Genomic DNA, 18168 nt, shown 5'->3' on the forward strand with positions numbered 1-18168 from the left:
TAGCTGGCATTAAACCTTAGTAACATCGGCGTCCCTCTCCGTCTCGAGGAGGGAAGGCTAACTCCGGACTTTGACGTAGGTCCCCGGCGCGTCGCCGAGCGGTTTCAGCTTGCCCTTGGCGGGGTCGCGGGCCGGGACCTGCTTTCCGGATTTGCCCTTCAGCCAGGCGATCCAGTGCGGCCACCAGGAGCCGGGCGTCTCCGTGGCGTCGGCCTGCCAGGCGTCCAGGCTCGCGGGGAGCTGGTCGTTCGTCCAGTGCTGGTACTTGCCCGCGACCGGCGCATTGATCACACCGGCGATGTGGCCCGAACCTGCCAGCGTGAAGGTCACCGGTCCGCCGAACAGCCGCGCGCCCTTGTAGACCGAGCGGGCGGGCGCGATGTGGTCTTCCTTCGACGACTGGACGTAGATCGGCGTCTTCACCTTGCCGAGGTCCAGCTTCACGTTGTCGAGGACGAGATCGCCCTTCGCCAGCGCGTTCTCGCCGTAAAATTTGCGCAGATAGTACATGTGCAGCGTCTTCGGCATCCGCGTCTGGTCGGAGTTCCAGAACAGCAGGTCGAAGGGCTTGGGCTCCTTGCCGAGCAGGTAGTTGTTCACGAAGAACGACCAGATCAGGTCGTTGGCGCGCAGCGCATTGAAGGTGTCGGCCATGGTCTGGCCGGAAAGCACCCCGCCGCCTTCGTCCATCTTCTTCTCGAGGTCGGCCAGCCAGTCCTCGTTGGTGAACAGCAGCAGGTCGCCGGCTTCCGAGAAGTCCTGCTGGGCGGCGAAGAAGGTGGCCGAGGCGATCCGCTTGTCGTTCTTGGCCGCCATGTGGGCGAGCGTCGAGGAGAGCAGGGTGCCGCCGATGCAGTAGCCGACCGTGTTCACCTGATCGACGCCGCACTGGTCCATCGCCGCCTGGGTTCCGGCGTAGATGCCCTCGCGCATGTAGTCTTCGAAGGTGCGGTCGGCGAGCTCGGCGGTCGGGTTCACCCACGAGGCCACGAAGACCGTGATCCCCTGGGCGGAGAGCCAGCGGATCATCGAGTTTTCGGGACGCAGGTCGAGGATGTAGAACTTGTTGATCCACGGCGGGAAGATCACCAGCGGGATCTCGCAGACGCTCTCCGTCGTCGGAGAAAATTGCAACAGCTCGATGATTTCGTTGCGGAACACGACCTTGCCGGGGGCGGTCGCGACGTTCTCGCCGATCTTGAACATCTCATAGTCGGTCTGGGCGATGGAGAGCTGCCCGCCGCCGCGGTCGAGGTCGGCGGCGAAGTTCTCCATGCCGCGCACCAGGCTCTCGCCGCCGGTCGCCATCACCTCGCGCAGGGCCGCGGGGTTGGAGGCCAGGAAGTTGGAAGGCGAAAAGGCGTCGGTGAGCATCTTCATGAAGAACTCGACGCGCCGCTTGGTCATCGGATCGACGTCGTCCACCTCGGCGACCAGGCCGTTCATCCAGTTGGCGGTCAGCAGGTAGGACTGCTTGATCACGTCGAAGACCGGGTTCTCGGCCCAGTCGGGATCGGCGAACCGCTTGTCGCCGCGGGCCGGCGCGGCGACCGGATCCGGCCTCTCGCCGCCCATCCGCCGGGCGGTCGACTGCCAAAGGTCGAGGTAGCGGGCGAAGAGGTCAGCCTGGGCGCGCATCAGCCGGTCAGGCTGGGCGGCGAGGCGGCCCATCACCTCGGTGAGCGCCGGAGCCACGTGGAACGGGTCGGGCGACAGGGCCGCGGGCCGGTCGGCCTGGCGCAGGGCCATTTCGGCGATCGCGCCCTGGGCTGTGAGCGCGGCGCGGGCGAGGTTCATCGACAGCTTCTCGACCTGGGCCCGCTGGTCGGTCGTCATGGCCGGAATGTCGAGGCCCGGCATGGTGAAGACCGGCGGGGGCGGGGCCGCGATCTGCGGCTCGGCGAACGCAGCCCGTTCCTCGGCCACGGGCTTCACCTTGGTCTTGCCGTTGGCCTTGGCCGCGGCTTTCTTGCCGGACTTGGCGTCGCCCTTCTTGGCCTTGGAGCCCTTTGCGGCCTTGGTCGGCGAGGTTTGCCCGCTCATCGGTGGTTCCTCCGGCGGCGAAAGGGCGCGCGCGCCCTTTCGCCTGTCTCGATCATCGCATAAGACCGGACCGGAAAATGAATGTTCGGTCGAGCCTTTTTGTGAACGCCCGCGGAACCCGGCGGGCTGCACTGCTCCTGGCGGGAGTCGGCGGCTGCGCCATGCTCTGCGGCTGCGTCGGCAATCCGTTTGAGGACGCCAAGGTCGATCCGCGCTCGCCGGTGGCCGCCGAAGTCGCCAAGAGCGTGCGGTCCGACGCGCCCTATCCGACCTTCGCCGGCATCCCGCCGGTCCCCAAGGACGTGCGGCCGCATAGGCAGTATGGCCGGGCCGCGGCCGAGATCGAGCAGACCAAGGCCGACCTGGTCAAGGCCACCGGCGACGACACCTGGACCCTCAACAATACCGAGACCTTCGCCGCCGACGTGAAGGCCGGCGCGGGACCGGAGATCGCGCCGCCTGCGCAGGCGGACACCGACGCCTTCGCCAGGGACCAGCGCAAGCGAGCTACACCGCCTCCGCCGGTCAAGAGATAGGCCCCGCGGAGGCAGAAAATTCATCGAACCATGGCTTGGCTGGCTCCGGCCCGGAGTCTATCCCGTCCCTAATTCACCTCCGATGAAAGCCGCAACCGGGCATCTCGCGGCGCAAGACCTTCGACATGACCCCCGATTTCCACCGCATCCGACGCCTCCCGCCCTACGTCCTCGAGGAGGTCAACCGCATCAAGGCGCGCCTGCGCGCCCAGGGTACGGACATCATCGACTTCGGCATGGGCAACCCCGACATGCCGACCCCGAAGCATATCGTCGACAAGCTGGTCGAGACCGCCCGCGATCCCAAGGCCGGCCGCTATTCGGCCTCCAAGGGAATCGTTGGCCTGCGGCGCGCCATGGCCGGCTACTACAACCGCCGCTTCGGCGTGAAGCTCAACCCCGACACCGAGGTGATCGCGACGCTCGGCTCCAAGGAGGGATTCGCCAACCTCGCCCAGGCGCTGACCGCGCCCGGCGACGTGATCGTCTGTCCCAACCCGGCCTATCCGATCCACGCCTACGGCTTCATCATGGCCGGCGGCGTGATCCGCCACGTGCCGGCGCTCTCGCCCGAGGACTATCTGGCGGGTGTCAGCCGCGCGGTGAAGCACTCGGCGCCGCCGCCCACCGTGCTGATCCTCTCCTATCCCTCGAACCCGACTGCCCAGTGTGTCGACCTCGACTTCTACAGGGACGCCATCGCGCTTGCGAAGAAGCACGAGATGCTGGTGATCTCCGACATCGCCTATTCGGAGATCTATTTCGACGACAACCCGCCGCCGAGCGTCTTGCAGGTCGAGGGCGCCAAGGACATCGCCGTCGAGGTCAATTCGCTCTCCAAGACCTACGCCATGGCCGGCTGGCGGGTCGGCATGGTGGTCGGCAACGAGCGGATCTGCGCGGCCCTGGCCCGCGTGAAGTCCTACCTCGACTACGGCGCCTACACCCCGATCCAGGTGGCGGCGGCCGCGGCGCTGAACGGGCCGCAGGACTGCGTCGATGATATCCGCGCCATCTACAAGTCGCGCCGCGACGTGCTGGTGGAATCGATGAAACGGGCCGGTTGGGATATCCCGTCGCCCTCGGCCTCGATGTTCGCTTGGGCGCCGGTGCCTGAGCAGTTCAAGGAGGCGGGGTCGTTGCTGTTCTCCAAGCTCCTGATCGAGGAGGCGGGCGTCGCTGTGGCGCCTGGCGTCGGCTTCGGCGAATATGGCGAGGGCTTCGTGCGCGTCGGCCTGGTCGAAAACGAACACCGCATCCGTCAGGCGGCCCGCAACGTGAAGAAGTTCCTCAGCCAGTCCGACGAGATCCTGGCGCGCGCCCACAACACCCTGGCGGCCCAATGACCGGACAAAGAACCTGGCGCGTCGGCGTCGCGGGCCTGGGGACGGTGGGCGCGGGCCTACTCAAGTTCCTGTCCGAACGGCCGGATTTCGCGCCGGCCGGCGGCGTTGCGTCGGTGACCGGTGTCTCGGCCCGCTCGCGCTCACGGCCGCGCCCGTTCGATATCGCAGGCCTGCCCTGGTTCGACGATCCCGTGGCGCTGGCGACCTCTCCGGACGTCGACGTCTTCGTCGAGCTGATCGGCGGCTCGGATGGGCCGGCCAAGGCCGCGGTGGAGGCGGCGCTCGCCGCCGGCAAGCCCGTGGTCACCGCCAACAAGGCGCTGATCGCCGAGCACGGGGCGGAGCTCGCCGCGCTCGCCGAGGCCAAGGGCGCGCCGCTGCTGTTCGAGGCCGCGGTCATGGGCGGCGTGCCGGCCGTGAAGATCATGCGCGAGGCCATGGTCGGCGACGAGATCAAGTCGGTGGCCGGCATCCTGAACGGCACCTGCAACTACATCCTGACCGAGATGGAGGCGACCGGCCGGTCCTTCGCCGACGTGCTCGCCGAGGCCCAGCGGCTGGGCTACGCCGAGGCCGATCCGACCATGGACGTCGGCGGCTTCGACGCGGCCCACAAGATCTCCATCCTGGCGGCCCTGGCCTTCGGCTGCGCCCCGAACTACGCGGCGGCCGAGATCGAGGGCATCGAGGGCGTCGACCTGCTGGACATCCAACTCGCCCGCGACCTCGGCTACCGGATCAAGCTGGTGGCCTCCGCGGACCGCTCGCCGGATGGCGTGCTGGTGCGGGTGCATCCCTCGCTCGCCCCGCTCGCCCATCCGCTGGCCCAGGCCGGCGGCGCGCTCAACGCGCTCTTCATCGAGGGCGCCCGCATCGGGCGCATCTTCGTCCAGGGGCCGGGCGCGGGCGCGGGGCCCACGGCTGCCGCCGTCGCCGCCGACATCGCCGATGTGATGACCGGCGCAGTGCGACCGGTTTTCCAGGCGCCGGCCGGCCAGTTGCAGCCGTTCACGCCGGTCGATCCGTCGAAGAGCATCGGCCGCGCCTATCTGCGTCTGTCGGTGAAGGACGAGCCCGGGGTGATCGCCGCGGTCTCCGAAACCCTCGCCGAGGCCGGCGTCTCGATCGAGAGCTTCCTCCAGAAGCCCGTGGAGAACGCCCAGGGCGTGCCGATCGTGCTCACCACCCACGCGGTGGCCGAATCCGTGCTGAAAGCGGCGATCGAGCGTATCGCCGGTCTCTCGGCTGTGCTCGACCGCCCACGCCTGCTACGCATCGCGCGCATCTAATTCAAACCAAGAAAAGACTTGGCCGGAGACGCTGAAGAGATGAGTTCGCAAATCCTGGACCGCAGCCTCGTGCTGGACGCGGTCCGCGTCACCGAGATCGCCGCCATCGCCGCCTGGAAACTGGTCGGCCGAGGCGACGAGAAGGAAGCCGACCAGGCCGCGGTCGACGCCATGCGCACGGCGCTGAACGACCTCGACATCGACGGCGAGATCGTCATCGGCGAGGGCGAGCGCGACGAGGCCCCCATGCTCTACATCGGCGAAAAGGTGGGCAAGGGCGGCAAGCACAAGATCGATATCGCGCTGGACCCGCTGGAAGGCACCACGCTCACCGCCAAGGCCATGGCCAACGCGCTGGCCGTGATGGCCTGGGCGCCCAAGGGCACCATGCTGAACGCGCCCGACACCTACATGGACAAGATCGCCTGCGGGCCGGGCTATCCGGCCGGCGTCATCGACCTGGACAAGAGCCCGGCCGACAACGTCAAGGCGCTGGCCAAGGCCAAGGGCGTCGAGCCCTCAGAGATCACCGTCTGCGTGCTGGACCGCCCGCGCCACACCGAGATCATCGCCGGCCTCCGCGCCGTCGGCGCGCGGGTCCATCTGATCACCGACGGCGACGTGGCGGGCGTCATGAACACCGCCGACCCCACGACCGGCGTCGACATGTATGTGGGCTCCGGCGGCGCGCCGGAAGGTGTCCTGGCCTGCGCGGCGCTGAAATGCGTCGGCGGCCAGTTCCAGGGCCGCCTGGTGTTCCGCAACGCCGACGAGAAGGCCCGCGCCGCCCGCGTCGGCATCACCGATTTCGACAAGAAGTACGACCTGCACGAGATGGTCCGCGCCGACGCGATCTTTGCGGCCACCGGGGTCACCAACGGCGCCTTGTTGGATGGGGTGAAGGTGGAGGGCGGCTTCGTCCACACCCACACCTTGGTGCTCAACTCCGCGACCCGGACCGCGCGCGAAGTGCGGATGAAGCGGCCGATCTAGGGGAGGGCGGCCTGCGCTACGCCGGCGCGAGCCCCTTGAGGAAGATCCGCGTAACCAGCTGGGCGTGGGTCTTGATCATCTCGTCGGTGATCTCGTCGATCAGCCCGGTGGCGAGCCGCTGGCTCCATTCACCCTCGGCCATGGCAACGAACAGCGACACGATCTCGAACGGATCGTCGTCGAAGGCGATGTCTCCATTGTCGCGACAGCGCAGGAGGTAGTTCACGAACCGCTTGCGCTCCTCGGCGATGGTCCGGCCGACCAGCCGCAGGGCTTTGTCGCTGGGCTCGCCGGGCCCCATCGCCTGGTAGAGCGGCGAGATCGTCAGCATGAACCGGATAACGTCCTCGGCGACGACCGGCAGGACGTTCCGGGGCGACGACTCGATTTCGGCGACGACCTCTACCCGGCTGACCATGGCGTCGAGCCGTGAGGCGAACACCGTGTTGAACAGGCTCTCCTTGTTTTCGAACCAGGCGTAGAGGGTCTCCTTGGACGCCCGCGCGCTACGGGCGATCGCCGCCATGCTCGCGCCGGCATAGCCCTTGGCGGAGAATTCCACGAAGGCGGCGTCGAGGATTTCCCGGCGTCGCTCGGTCTTGGCCGGGTTTTCGGCTGATCCGCTCATCTCGTCCTCTCTAACCGCATCGCCGCAGCTTGCCGAAGCCTCTTGCATCCGGGCTCGGCTTGCAGTACCGAACCGAACGGTACGGTACGGATTGTGACCGACGAACGCAAGCTCCGAAGATGCTCATGGATCGAACCTATGTCGTCACCGGCGCCGCCTCAGGCATCGGAGCCGCGACGGTGCGCTATCTACGTGAGCGCGGCGGCCGGGTCATCGGCAGCGACCTGCACGAGGCCGAGGTCATTGCTGATCTGGCCACCAACGAAGGCCGCGCGGCCTTGGCGGAGGGCGTGACGCGGCTGACCGGCGGTCGGATCGACGCCATCGTAGCCAATGCCGGGGGCGGGCCTGCGGAAACCAGTCTGGCGTTGAATTTCTTCGGCGCGGTGGCGACGCTCGAGGGCCTGCATTCCCTCCTGGAGACGAGTCCCGCGCCGCGCGCCGTGGTGGTGTCGTCGATCGCCTCCCTGCGGCCGCCGGAGCCCGCGCTGCTCGAAGCCTGTCTCAGCTTGGACGAGCCCGCGGCGACGGCTCTGTCGAGCGGCATGATCTCGGCCAGTGATGGCTTGGCGCTCTACAGCACCGCCAAACATGCCCTGAACGCGTGGTGCCAACGGGCGGCGATCGCGCCGCCGTGGGCCGGCGCCGGGGTCCCGCTGAACGTCGTGGCGCTCGGCTTCTTCGACACCCCCGCGGCCGCCTACATCCTCTCGGACGAGACCCTGCGCGCACAGGCGGCGCAGATGACGCCGATGCGCGGCGCGTTTCCCGGACGTCCCAAGGAGGCCGCCGCGGCGCTCGCCTGGTGCGTCAGCCCGGAGAACTCGATGATGACCGGTCAGGTTCTTTTTGTAGATGGCGGCGCCGAGCGCTTGGCGCGCGGAGTGCGTTCCTCATGACCCAATCGAGACTGACGAAGATCCTCGCTTACGCCCGCGCCCACGGGCTGAAGGCCGGACTGGAGGTAGCCATCAACTTCCTCCTGCCGTTCCTGATCTACAGCTCGTTGCGCGGCGCCATCGGCGACGTCCGGGCGCTGATGGCCGCGTCCGGTCCCCCGATCCTCTGGTCGGTCGTCGAGTTCATTCGCCAGCGGAAGGTCGACGCCATCGCCATTCTCGTGCTGACCGGCATCGCCCTATCGCTGCTGGCCTTCGCCGGTGGCGGCGGGGTAAAGTTCCTGCAGTTGCGCGAGAACCTGGTGACCGGTCTGGTCGGGCTGATCTTCCTGGGCTCGGCTGCGATCGGCAAGCCGTTGATCTATCAGCTGGCCCGGGCGGGCACGCGGCGGGCCGCGCCTGACCGCGTGGCGGCGTTCGAGGCGCTACGGACCGATCCTGGTTTCCGCAGAGCCCTGACCATCACCACGCTCGCCTGGGCGGTCGGCCTCCTGGCCGCCTCGGGACTCAACTGCGTCCTGGTGTTCGTCGTCTCGATCAAGCTATTCATGCTGATCAGCGGGCCAATCAGCTACGCGACCATCGGGCTGCTGACCGCCTGGACGATCTGGTACGTGCCGCGCGAGAAGAACCTGGCCGAGGCCCGGGCGGAGGCGGCGGAGCGCCCGCGCGGGCCGCCTGAACGGCCGATCTAGGGCGTCAGGCCGACCGGACCGCGATCGGGCCGTCCGCCCGTCGTGCGCGCTTGACGAGGGATTCCGGGGAGCCGCGCATCAGGACGATCTGGTCGCCCTCGGCGATATCGGTGAACAGCGCCAGGTCGCCGTCCAGCCCGATGATCGCCGGGCGCGACAGTAGGAACATCGGGACCCCATCCAGTTCGCCGGCCAGCCGGCCGAGCGGCGTCGGCGTGCTCTTGGCGAGGATCATGCCGCTCTGGCCGGACGGCACGTCGCCATCGGTCCAGTCGCTGTAGACCTCGGCTGCGGGGCGTCCGTCGATCTCCAGGACCTGGCGGTCGCTCGCCCGCGTCACCGTGCCGGTGCGCTCGGTGGGGGCATAGCCGCTTTGGAAGGCCGCGCCGCGGGCGAGCGTCGGGAACCACGCCGACACCACCAGAGGGTCGGCCATGACGCCGTCCGTCGAGAATTCCCGCCACTTGCCCGCGATCTGTTCGTCCGCCGAACTGCCCCCGACGATTGGGGTGTGCCGGCCGATCACCGACTGGATGCCGGCCAGGACGGCTTCCTCCCGTCCAGGCGGCTGGCAACACCAGCGAGAATGGGGGTTCCGGGGACCAGTGCGCGGGCGCTGGAGATCAGCGGGTCGGTCGCGTGATTTTCGGTGGCGTAGAAAATCCCCAGAGTCTCAAAAACCGCACCACGGCGACGTTAAGAATGCCCCTCAGCCGCGGCTCGGCCCAACCGCCGCGACACCTCGCCGCAGCGGCTGCCGGCGTCACATGCGTCCGCTTCTGACGCCGCCGTGCGGCTATCTCCGTCGCGTGTAGCTGGCGACTCGCGCGTCGGCGGCCGATAGTGCGGGCTTGGAGATCGAGGAGCGGCAATTGGCGGACGGCAGCGCCCAACTCGGCTATCTCGGCGTCACGCGCTCGCTCTCCGGGCGCCTCTGGCGGGAACGGGCGGCCGACGCGGAGCTGGTGCGCCGCCATCAGCTGAGCCACAGCCTCTCCGAGCCCCTGGCCCGGGCGCTCGCGGCCCGCGGCGTGCTGGCCGAGCAGGGCGAGACCTACCTCAACCCGACGCTGAAGGCGCTCTTCCCCGACCCGTCGACTTTCAGCGACATGGATCGCGCCGCCGAGATCCTGGTGGACGCCCTTGAACGCAAGCGGCCCCTGGTGGTGTTCGCCGACTATGACGTGGACGGCGCCTCTTCGGCCGCCCAGCTGGTCCGCTGGTTCCGCGCGCTAGGCCATGACCTGCCGATCTATGTCCCCGACCGCATCCTCGAAGGCTATGGCCCATCGCCCGCCGCTTTTCGCCGGCTGAAGGCCGAGGGAGCCGAGCTGGTGATCACCGTCGATTGCGGCGCCGCCGCCCACGATGCGCTCGCCTGCGCCACCGAGATCGGCCTCGAGGTCGTGGTGATCGACCACCACCTGATGCGCGGCGAGGGCATCCCGCACGTGGCGGCCCTGGTGAACCCCAACCGGCCTGACTGCGTCTCGGGCCAGGGCCATCTGGCGGCGGCGGGCGTCACATTCGTCCTGCTGGCGGCGCTCAATCGCGAGGCGCGCAAGCGTGGCCTGTTCGGTGAGCGTCCGGAGCCGGACCTGCGCCAGTGGCTCGATCTCGCCGCCATGGGCGCGATCTGCGACGTGACCGAGCTCAGGGGCTTCAACCGGGCGCTGGCGGCTCAGGGCCTGAAGGTGATGTCGGCCTGGCGTAATCCGGGCCTGAAGGCGCTGGCGGAGGTCGCCAAGCGCGCTGACGGCCCGGCGTCGGTCTTCGACGTCGGCTTCATCCTGGGCCCGCGGATCAACGCCGGCGGCCGGATCGGCCGCGCCGACCTGGGCGCGCGGCTGCTTTCGACGGACGACGCGGAGGAGGCGAGGGGGCTCGCCGAAGAACTCGACACGCTCAACGCTTCGCGCAAGGAGGTCGAGCGCGAGGTCACCGAGGCCGCGATCGCCCATATCGAAAGCGAGAGCAACCAGGGCGAGGCCTCGATGCTGCTGGTCGCCGCCGACGACTGGCATCCGGGCGTGATCGGCATCGTCGCTGGGCGCCTGCGTGAGAAGTACCGCAAGCCGGTGGTCGTAGTCGGCGTCGACCGCGCCGCCAACGTCGGCAAGGGCTCCGGTCGCTCCCAGCCGGGGGTCAACCTCGGCCGGGCGGTCCAGGCGGCCTATGACGAAGGGCTGCTGCTGGCGGGCGGCGGCCACGCCATGGCCGCGGGCCTGTCGGTGCGGCCGGACACGATCCCGGAGCTGCGCGCCTTCCTCTGCGAGCGTCTGGCGGCCGAGAGCGAGATCGCCACGGCGGCCGATGCTCTGGAGATCGACGCGCTGGTCACCACCCGCGGCTGCGACCGGGCGCTTTGGCAGGACTTCCAGCGGATGGCCCCCTTCGGCCCCGGGAACGTCGAGCCGACCTTCGCCGCCGCCGATGTCCGCGTCGAGCGGCCGATGGCCCTTCGCGGCGGCCATGTCCGCTGCACCCTGACCGACGGCTCGGGCGGCAAGCTGAAGGCTGTCGCCTGGCGCGTCGAGGGCTCGGAGGCCGGCCGCCGGCTGATGACCGAAGGCGGCGCGGTGCATGTGGCGGGCCGCCTGAAGCCCGACGATTGGCAGGGCCGTCAGGGCGTCGAATTCGAGATCGAGGACGTCGCCGATCCCCGCCGGGCCTGAGGCGGACTAAGGCCCTGAGCCGCACGGCCTTGCGCCATGCGGGCCGGGTGTCTTGCACCCCCTCGGGAAGGCGGATATAGAGCCGCCCTCGCGCCACGCGGTCCCTTCGTCTATCGGTTAGGACGCCAGGTTTTCAACCTGGAGAGAGGGGTTCGACTCCCCTAGGGACTGCCAGGCGATTCCCGCTTTCTGTCGGCCATCCGACATTTCCTCCCCTGAGGCGTGCATTTTACGCGTTGACGCGCGTCGAGTTACCAGAACAGTGTTATAGTTGGCTCAAACCGAAGTCGGTATTCGGAGAGTAACGGGCCGAGGGGCAGATGGCTGGTTACGAGTTCGAGCAGGTGGATTCTGCGGCAGAAGCCGTAAGGATCAGCGGTCGCGTCAAGTGGTTCGACGCGGGCAAGGGCTATGGATTCATCGTCCCGGACGATCCGAGCCAGACGGACCTCAAGGACGTCTTGCTGCACGTGACGAGCCTGCGCAGCTCCGGACGCGAGCACGCGCTCGAAGGCTCCATCATCACCTGCGACGTGGTCCGCCGCCCCAAGGGCTGGCAGGTCGCCGAGGTCGTGGAGATCGACGAGAGCGCCGCCCCGCCGGCCGCTGAGCGCCGCCCGCGCGAAGGCGGCTTCCGCAACGACCGGGAATCCTTCCTGCGCGGCGACTTCGCCAACCGTCCGCCGCCCCGCCGGCCGCCGGCCGCCTCCGGCCCGCTGGAGCGGGCCAAGGTGAAGTGGTTCAACCGCACCAAGGGCTACGGCTTCGTGGTGCGGGACGTCGAGCCGGGCGACATCTTCGTCCACATCGAGACCCTGCGCCGCTCGGGCATGGAAGACCTCCAGCCGGGCGATGACGTCATGGTCCGCTTCGCCGAGGGCCCCAAGGGCCTGGTGGTCGCCGAGATCGAACTTCCCGACCACGACTAGGCCCGGCCGCGGCAAGGCGGTCTTGCCTGCCTGCATCGCCTGCCGCAAAGGATAGCCTCGTCCCAGCCGAGGAGCGTGGCTTGTCGTCTTCCTGTCATCCGCGCCTTCGGGCCTTCGCCGCGTGCCTGGTCCTGGCCCTGAGTTCCGGCGCGGCCGAAGCGGCGGTCCCGATCCAGGGCTATCGGGTCATGGCGGTCTATCCCCACGACGATCAGGCCTACACCGAGGGCCTCTTCTACCTGCACGGCCTGCTCTACGAGAGCACGGGGATCGAGGGGCGTTCGACGATCCGCAAGGTGCGCCTGAAGGATGGCGCGGTCCTCAAGTCGCAGTCGATCGCGCCGAACCTTTTCGGCGAGGGAATCGTCAACTGGGGTGGGCAGATCATCAGCCTGACCTGGCGCAGCCAGGTCGGCTTCCGGTGGGACCTGAACAGCTTCGCGCGCAAGGCGACCTTCCACTACCCGGGCGAGGGGTGGGCCCTGACCCAGGATGGCCAGCATCTGATCATGAGCGACGGCACGCCGAGCCTGCGCGTGCTCGATCCCGTCACCTTCCGCGAGATCCGCCGGATCAAGGTGACGGCCGATGGCCAGCCGGTCTTCAACCTCAATGAGCTGGAGTGGGTGAAGGGCGAGATCCTGGCCAATATCTGGCAGACCAACCAGATCGCGCGCATCGATCCCAGGACCGGCGCGGTGAAGGCCTGGATCGACCTTACCGGCATCCCAGAGACGGCGCGGCCGGCCGACGCGGACGCCGTCCTGAACGGCATCGCCTATGATCAGGAACACGACCGGCTGTTCATCACCGGCAAGAACTGGCCGCACCTCTACGAGATCCGCCTGACCCCGCCGAAAGGGGCGGCGCGATGAGGCGCGGAGAGCTGGCTGACGGCGAAGCGGCCCCGACGCCGCCGGAGGGCTATGTCCCGTCCGAAGGGCGAGGCGGCTTTTCGACCCTCAACGGACCCTATTTCTACCGGCCCGGGGACGGGCCGATGGCCGAGCAGGCCTTCTTCGCCGTGAAGCGCCACGCCAACGGCCTGGGCCTCGTGCATGGCGGCATGCTCTCGGCCTTCATGGACGGGGTCCTGGCCGGCGCCGTCTGGCGCGGGACCGGCAAGCGGGCGGTCACCATCCACCTTTCCATCGACTTCCTGCACATGGCCCGCGTCGGCGAGTGGGTGATGGGGGAGGCTAAGCTGACCCGGGCCACCCGCGAGGTCGCCTTCGCCGAGGGCCGCGCCTATGTCGGCGGCCACGACGTGGTGCGCTGCTCCGGGGTCTTCAAGCTGATGACCCGCGACGGCTGAGCGGCTTCGCCGGCGCGGGCCGCGCGGAAGCCCCGATCGTCCCCCGGCAAGCGCGGCAGACGCCCTGGACCACGCCGACGTCGGCGGTCCCGCCACGCTGGAGATAGATTTCGCCGGGGACGAGCTCGCCAGCCGCGAGTTCGGCCCCGGGCGGCCAGGCGAACTTCTGGCATAGGGCGCACATCGAGACGACGGACCGCCGGGGGGGCGAGCCGGGATTCTCGATGATCCGGTCCGGCTCCAGCAGGGATAGCGGAGAGCGGGTGGCCTCCTCCAACGTCCGCGACTGATAGAGGACCATCGGATAGCGATCGGGAAGAGCGATGCGGGCGAGCGACGTGCGCTGTGTACGGGTCCTGCCGGGCAGGTCGCGGCGGTGATGAAAACTCAAGCCGGCGCGGCGGCCGTCCAGCACCGAATGGTGCAGCGCGCGGCGATAGGCGTCGACCTCCGATCCCTTGGGGGACGGCGCGAACAGGTCGCGGGGATCGGTTTCGGCGGCGTAGTCCGTGCCCCCCACCGCGACCACGTCATAGGCGGCGTCCATCATCCAGGCGACACCGTCCAGGGCGTCAAGCCAGGGGATCAACGCCGGATCACGCCACTCGACCGGCGGGGTGGGCGCCCGGGGCGACGGGATCGGCGTGGCGCCGACGTCGGCGTAGAGGTCAGTCGCGCTCCACCGCACGGAGAGGGGCTTGGCGATGTGCCGGCGCGCCGCCACGCCGGTCACGTGGGTGAAGCCGGCCGCCCAGGCGGCCAGTGTCAGGCTGCGAGCCCGCAGTTCGTAGCCGATGATCGTCTTCGTCACCGTCGAGGCGTGGTCCGCGAAAGCGGCCATACGGGCGTGATAGGTCGGATCGCTCGCGTCGAAGTCGCTGCAGTCGAGGCTGATGCCGGCGAGACGGCAATACCGCCACTCGCCCAGGGCGGCGGTGAGGGATGGCGCGCGCGCGAGGACCGCCCGGCAGGCCGGAGCGAGCGCCGCAACCTGCTCCGCCATCCGGCTATGCGGGAGTCCTTCCTCCAGACCCGTCAGATCGAGGACGATCATCCGCCTCACCTCATCGGGCAGCTCGCGCAGCCGGTGGAGGAGGCCGTAGAGAGCGCGTGAAGCGGTGAGTCCCTGGAAGGGGACGTCGACATGGATTGCAAAGCGGGCGCCGCGCTCGAGGCCCTCGCTGACCGCGTGTTCGAGGCCGGCCAGGACGAGCCGTTCGGCCGCCCTGGGGGAAAGCTCCCGCGCATCCACCGGCTCGCCGGCTTCGTCCCGGTTCAGCGTTGGCCTTAGGTGGTAGGCCGTGACCACCTGTTGGGCGATGTTCCAGATGGGCTCTATCGCATAGGTCGCGAGGATCGGATCCTCCCCCATGATCTCGAGCTTGGCCGCCCGTTCGGCCCGCGGAGGGATGTCGGACATCGGCGGGGCGACGCCGCCGGGGGTCTCGGCCTTGTCCGTGCAGGCGGCCTCCCGCACGTTGGCTGCGTCGGCCAGCTCGCTGAAACTCGCGCCCTGGAGAAGTTCGACCTGCAGTTCGCCGCCACTGAACCCGGTGACCTGAAACATGCGCATGTCTTCCCGCCGCGCCTCACCCAGGAAGAAGGTCAGGGTCTCCTGCAGGACGTGGAAGCTCAGGTTCAATGCCTTTTGGCGGTCCGAGCCGGGCTGGATGCTGAGGAACTCAGTATCGTTCAGCGCCACGATGAGCACGTCCACGCCCGCGATCCGCGCGAAGGCCCGTTCCACGAAGGCCTCCACCTGCTCGCGCTTGCGGGACCATCGATCGCCGGACCTGTCGCGGACGGCCTCCACACTGAGGAGGTTGACGGCTCCGTGCGCGATGGTCGGTCCGAACCTGTCGAGCAGGTTGCTCAGATTGTCGGACGTCAGCCGCTCCATGGCCGCCGGGCGGTCAAGCGGGGGCGGATGGTGGCGATGACAGGATGGCGTGGGCGAGCGCGATCAGGTCATTCAGCCGGAAGGGCTTGCCCAGAGTCGCTTCGGCCCCGAACGATTTGGCGAGCTCAAGGAAATCGTCGCCGTTGATCCGGCCGCCCCCCGAGATCGCCAGGATCTTGACCGACGGCGATAGCCGCTTGAGCTCGATGATCGTCTCGATACCCTCGCGCGTGGGCATGATGATGTCGGTCACGATCAGGTCTGTGGGCTCCGCCGCGAAGGCGCGCAGCCCCTGCAACCCGTCGACGGCCGTGCTGACGATCGCGCCTTCCTCTTCGAAGGCCTCTCTCATCAGGTTCAACAGGTCCGCGTCGTCGTCGATGACCAGCACGCGCTGGCCTGCCAAGTAACCCCATCCTCGCGGCTCTGGCGTCGTCGCCGGCGATATAGCCTCGACGTAGATGTCATCTGCTCGCGGCGCCGGGGTCTTCATATCCAGGGCCTCGTTGCTCATACCAAGCTCCCCCCAACGGGACATATTCGCTATAAAAACCCACCGATCGTCGATTCAGTTCCAGGTTGCCGCTCCCCAGATCACAAGCGGCGCGCGCGGGCGGGGCTAGGCGAGCAGCTCGTAGCCGGCCGCCGCCTCCGCATCGAGGGTGCGCTGCACCGCAGGCCGTTCGAGCATGCGGTCGTGCAGGCGCATGAGGTTGGGGAAATCCTTGGCCGGTGGCTTCAGCGCGTTGAAGAACCGCCAGAACAGCCGGAAGAGGTGGATGTCAGCGACCGAATAGAGGTCGCCCACCGCCCAGTCGTGCGGCCCCAGCCGCGCGTCCGCCTGGGCATAGATCTTCCGCGCGTGTTCGAGCCCCTGACGCCGCGCTGGATGCAGGGCGGTCTACGTTGTCTTCATTCGGCAGGGTGACCGCCTCATGGAAACCAGCGGCTACTTTGACGTCTCCGCTCCGGTGCCTGGACGGATTGGAGACCATTTCCACCTCTACACCGGCGCGAGCGCTACCTGGGGCCCAAGAATAAAACAGCATCTTGCCGGGGACGCCTGGTCGTCGACCCTTCGAAGGACGTTGTTGGCAATTGAGCTTGAGGTCGGCGCAATTAGGAAAGCGGCGATTGGACCTCAGGACTCGGTGCCGGGCGAGGCCGAGCTTACCGACTGGCTGTGCGCCAACGCCTTGCTGGGTGTGATGGAGACGTCACGCGCCTTCAAGGAAGAGGAAGCAATTCTATTTTCCGAACCGAGTCCGCTCAACATAGACCGGCGGCGGACAGCTCCATACGCACGCCGGCTCGTTGCCGCACGAGACGCCCATTTCCCAAAACGGAACAAACGCTCGTCCGAGATCGGCATGGTTGGTCCGGGATTGGCGCGGCACGACCGGATATATGGCGTGGTGAGCCCAGTGAGGGCGACTCCGGCGCGGGTTTTTTAGCGGCCCTGAGTGCCGTCGTTCCTGGCATTCGCAGGCCCGGCTGGGTTGATTGACGTCAATCCCGGCAATCGTTTCAGAACGACGTTATGTTGATTAGCGAAGCTTTTCCGATAAGATGACTCGAATAGATATTGGCTCGGTCGATGCATCCCGAGGCTAACAGCGCCTGATTCGCTGTCTAGTTGAAGGGATATATATATGATCGTGTTGAATCCGAGAGTGTGGATGCTGCCGAATGGCGAGATGTGGCATTCGTGGAGTGTGGACTGGACCGATGAAAACGGTCAAGCACAGCGGAGGTGCTTTGACCGGAGCCGCGAAGCTGTCGACTTCGCGCTCGAAATCACGCTTTACCTCCATATGCGCAAGGCTCGATTGCAAACGGAGATGGAGCGCGTCTCGTGATGACACTTGTTCGAACCCCACCCGTGGTGACGTCGCCAGCCCAATTAGACCGTTGGCTGCCGTCAAAGGAGGCTGCCGAATATCTCGGCGTGGAGCCGTCGACATTGGCAAAGTGGCGATACCGAAACGTCGGTCCTCGATACTCGTGCGCGATGGGACGTGACCCTCGCTATCAACTTTCAGAGTTGAACGCGTTCATGACGTCGGCGATCGCAACCAACACCATTGATGCTCGCCACAAGCGCCGGGAGTTGCGCCTGGATTACAGACTGAACGGCTAGGCTGGCGGCGGCAGTAGCTTGGCGTCTTGCGCGGATGAAGCTATCAGCAGGCGGCATCGCGCCTGAGGGTGCGACCTAGCTCGATCCCACCTGCGTTCGATCCTATTCGAAGGCAGGTGGTTCGAGTCAGGTTCGTCCAGATTTTGGGCCGCGCTGCGCGTTTTATCTGGGTGGCACCTGAGGTGGAACGGCGTCGTGACCTTCCTGAGGCTTCTTGCCGGCGGCCTCCGGGTTGGTGTTGAAAGACTTGAAGAATCGGGGCGTAGCGCAGCCTGGTAGCGCATCTGCTTTGGGAGCAGAGGGTCGCAGGTTCAAATCCTGCCGCCCCGACCATCGCCGGCAAAAAGAGGTTCCAAGGGTTCGTCCATGCTCGCGCGCATCTTCCGACCGTCCAAAACCGCCATGCAGTCGGGCCGGGGCAAGTCCACCGGCTGGGTGCTGGAGTTCGAGCCCAGCGACGCCAGACGCCAGGACCCGCTGATGGGCTGGACCCAGACGGCGGACACCGAGGGCCAGGTGCGCCTGACCTTCGAGACCAAGGAAGAGGCCGTGCGCTACGCCGATCAGCACGGCATCGCCTTCCAGATGATCGATCCCCACCCGGCGAAACGGATCATCAAGGCCTATGCCGACAACTTCGCCTTCGGCCGCAAGGTCCCGTGGACGCACTAAGCCCTGCCGCTGGTCGGGCGCCCTTAGCTCAACCGGATAGAGCACTCGCCTTCTAAGCGAGCGGTTGCAGGTTCGAGTCCTGCAGGGCGCGCCAGGCGCGGCGGCCGG

At 67.7% G+C, this 18168-nt stretch carries 17 protein-coding genes, 3 tRNA genes and 2 pseudogenes; 16 read left to right on the forward strand and 6 right to left on the reverse strand.

From position 1 onward, the window contains the following. Positions 1–57 precede the first annotated feature (57 nt). Entirely contained in the window at positions 58–2043 is a 1986-nt protein-coding gene (gene phaC / locus ACESMY_RS17225) for a class I poly(R)-hydroxyalkanoic acid synthase (RefSeq protein ID WP_372785847.1), read from the reverse strand. A gap of 101 nt (positions 2044–2144) precedes the next feature. Here phaC and ACESMY_RS17230 point away from each other — a divergent pair, with 101 nt between their 5' ends. The 4 genes from ACESMY_RS17230 (at position 2145) to glpX (ending at position 6207) form a co-directional block, all read left to right on the forward strand. Then, positions 2145–2579: a hypothetical protein gene (locus ACESMY_RS17230; protein WP_372785848.1), complete on the forward strand. Its 435-nt coding sequence runs from the start codon at positions 2145–2147 to the stop codon at positions 2577–2579. Positions 2580–2704: 125 nt separating this feature from the next. Next, positions 2705–3925: an LL-diaminopimelate aminotransferase gene (locus ACESMY_RS17235; protein ID WP_372785849.1), complete on the forward strand. Its 1221-nt coding sequence runs from the start codon at positions 2705–2707 to the stop codon at positions 3923–3925. After that, positions 3922–5214 carry a homoserine dehydrogenase gene (locus tag ACESMY_RS17240; RefSeq protein WP_372785850.1) on the forward strand — a complete coding sequence of 431 codons (1293 nt, stop codon included), beginning with the start codon at positions 3922–3924 and terminating at the stop codon, positions 5212–5214. Before ACESMY_RS17235 ends, ACESMY_RS17240 begins: the two co-directional genes overlap by 4 nt. Positions 5215–5253: 39 nt before the next feature. Beyond that, positions 5254–6207: a class II fructose-bisphosphatase gene (glpX, locus tag ACESMY_RS17245; protein ID WP_372785851.1), complete on the forward strand. Its 954-nt coding sequence runs from the start codon at positions 5254–5256 to the stop codon at positions 6205–6207. Positions 6208–6223: 16 nt separating this feature from the next. Here glpX and ACESMY_RS17250 read toward each other — a convergent pair whose 3' ends face one another. Continuing rightward, complete coding sequence (locus tag ACESMY_RS17250) at positions 6224–6835, reverse strand: TetR/AcrR family transcriptional regulator (RefSeq protein WP_372785852.1); 612 nt, start codon at positions 6833–6835, stop codon at positions 6224–6226. A 59-nt stretch (positions 6836–6894) separates the two neighbouring features. Between ACESMY_RS17250 and ACESMY_RS17255 the strand changes: the two genes are divergently transcribed. Continuing rightward, on the forward strand, positions 6895–7734 hold the full coding sequence (locus tag ACESMY_RS17255; protein ID WP_372785853.1) for an SDR family oxidoreductase: 840 nt from the start codon (positions 6895–6897) through the stop codon (positions 7732–7734). After that, complete coding sequence (locus ACESMY_RS17260; RefSeq protein WP_372785854.1) at positions 7731–8429, forward strand: VC0807 family protein; 699 nt, start codon at positions 7731–7733, stop codon at positions 8427–8429. The genes ACESMY_RS17255 and ACESMY_RS17260 overlap by 4 nt, the downstream gene beginning before the upstream one ends. Before the next feature lie 4 nt (positions 8430–8433). Here the strand turns inward: ACESMY_RS17260 and ACESMY_RS17265 are convergent. Further along, positions 8434–8979: pseudogene (locus ACESMY_RS17265) on the reverse strand (FIST N-terminal domain-containing protein); the annotation flags it as partial. A 322-nt stretch (positions 8980–9301) separates the two neighbouring features. On the opposite strand from ACESMY_RS17265, the gene recJ reads away from it, so the two are divergent. The 5 genes from recJ to ACESMY_RS17290 all read left to right on the forward strand — a co-directional run bounded on the left by recJ (position 9302) and on the right by ACESMY_RS17290 (position 13348). Further along, positions 9302–11104, forward strand: a complete 1803-nt coding sequence (recJ, locus tag ACESMY_RS17270) for a single-stranded-DNA-specific exonuclease RecJ (protein ID WP_372785855.1) — start codon at positions 9302–9304, stop codon at positions 11102–11104. Between the two features lie 99 nt (positions 11105–11203). Further along, positions 11204–11278 (forward strand) — tRNA-Glu (locus tag ACESMY_RS17275). A 146-nt stretch (positions 11279–11424) separates the two neighbouring features. After that, positions 11425–12033 carry a cold-shock protein gene (locus tag ACESMY_RS17280; RefSeq protein WP_372785856.1) on the forward strand — a complete coding sequence of 203 codons (609 nt, stop codon included), beginning with the start codon at positions 11425–11427 and terminating at the stop codon, positions 12031–12033. An 80-nt stretch (positions 12034–12113) separates the two neighbouring features. Further along, entirely contained in the window at positions 12114–12908 is a 795-nt protein-coding gene (locus ACESMY_RS17285; RefSeq protein WP_372785857.1) for a glutaminyl-peptide cyclotransferase, read from the forward strand. After that, positions 12905–13348: a PaaI family thioesterase gene (locus ACESMY_RS17290; protein WP_372785858.1), complete on the forward strand. Its 444-nt coding sequence runs from the start codon at positions 12905–12907 to the stop codon at positions 13346–13348. Before ACESMY_RS17285 ends, ACESMY_RS17290 begins: the two co-directional genes overlap by 4 nt. Here the strand turns inward: ACESMY_RS17290 and ACESMY_RS17295 are convergent. The 3 genes from ACESMY_RS17295 to ACESMY_RS17305 form a co-directional block, all read right to left on the reverse strand. Continuing rightward, a complete protein-coding gene (locus ACESMY_RS17295; RefSeq protein WP_372785859.1) occupies positions 13323–15248 on the reverse strand; it encodes a hypothetical protein in 1926 nt (641 codons plus the stop codon). The genes ACESMY_RS17290 and ACESMY_RS17295 overlap by 26 nt on opposite strands. Before the next feature lie 13 nt (positions 15249–15261). After that, a complete protein-coding gene (locus tag ACESMY_RS17300; RefSeq protein ID WP_372785860.1) occupies positions 15262–15741 on the reverse strand; it encodes a response regulator in 480 nt (159 codons plus the stop codon). 126 nt (positions 15742–15867) lie between these two features. Next, the gene (locus ACESMY_RS17305) at positions 15868–16143 is read right to left on the reverse strand and encodes a glutathione S-transferase family protein (RefSeq protein ID WP_372785894.1); all 276 of its coding nucleotides are present in this window, start codon (positions 16141–16143) and stop codon (positions 15868–15870) included. Positions 16144–16159: 16 nt separating this feature from the next. Between ACESMY_RS17305 and ACESMY_RS17310 the strand changes: the two are divergent. The 5 genes and pseudogenes from ACESMY_RS17310 to ACESMY_RS17330 all read left to right on the forward strand — a co-directional run. Beyond that, positions 16160–16702, forward strand: a pseudogene (locus ACESMY_RS17310) (GIY-YIG nuclease family protein); the annotation flags it as partial. Positions 16703–16900: 198 nt separating this feature from the next. Next, a complete protein-coding gene (locus ACESMY_RS17315; protein ID WP_372785861.1) occupies positions 16901–17107 on the forward strand; it encodes a hypothetical protein in 207 nt (68 codons plus the stop codon). A gap of 537 nt (positions 17108–17644) precedes the next feature. Beyond that, a tRNA-Pro gene (locus tag ACESMY_RS17320) sits at positions 17645–17721 on the forward strand. 33 nt (positions 17722–17754) lie between these two features. Continuing rightward, positions 17755–18060: an ETC complex I subunit gene (locus ACESMY_RS17325; protein ID WP_372785862.1), complete on the forward strand. Its 306-nt coding sequence runs from the start codon at positions 17755–17757 to the stop codon at positions 18058–18060. 17 nt (positions 18061–18077) lie between these two features. Then, positions 18078–18154, forward strand: a tRNA-Arg gene (locus ACESMY_RS17330). The last annotated feature ends 14 nt before the right edge of the window (positions 18155–18168 follow it).

The sequence above is a fragment of the Phenylobacterium sp. genome (assembly GCF_041691455.1).
Classification (GTDB): Bacteria; Pseudomonadota; Alphaproteobacteria; order Caulobacterales; family Caulobacteraceae; genus Phenylobacterium.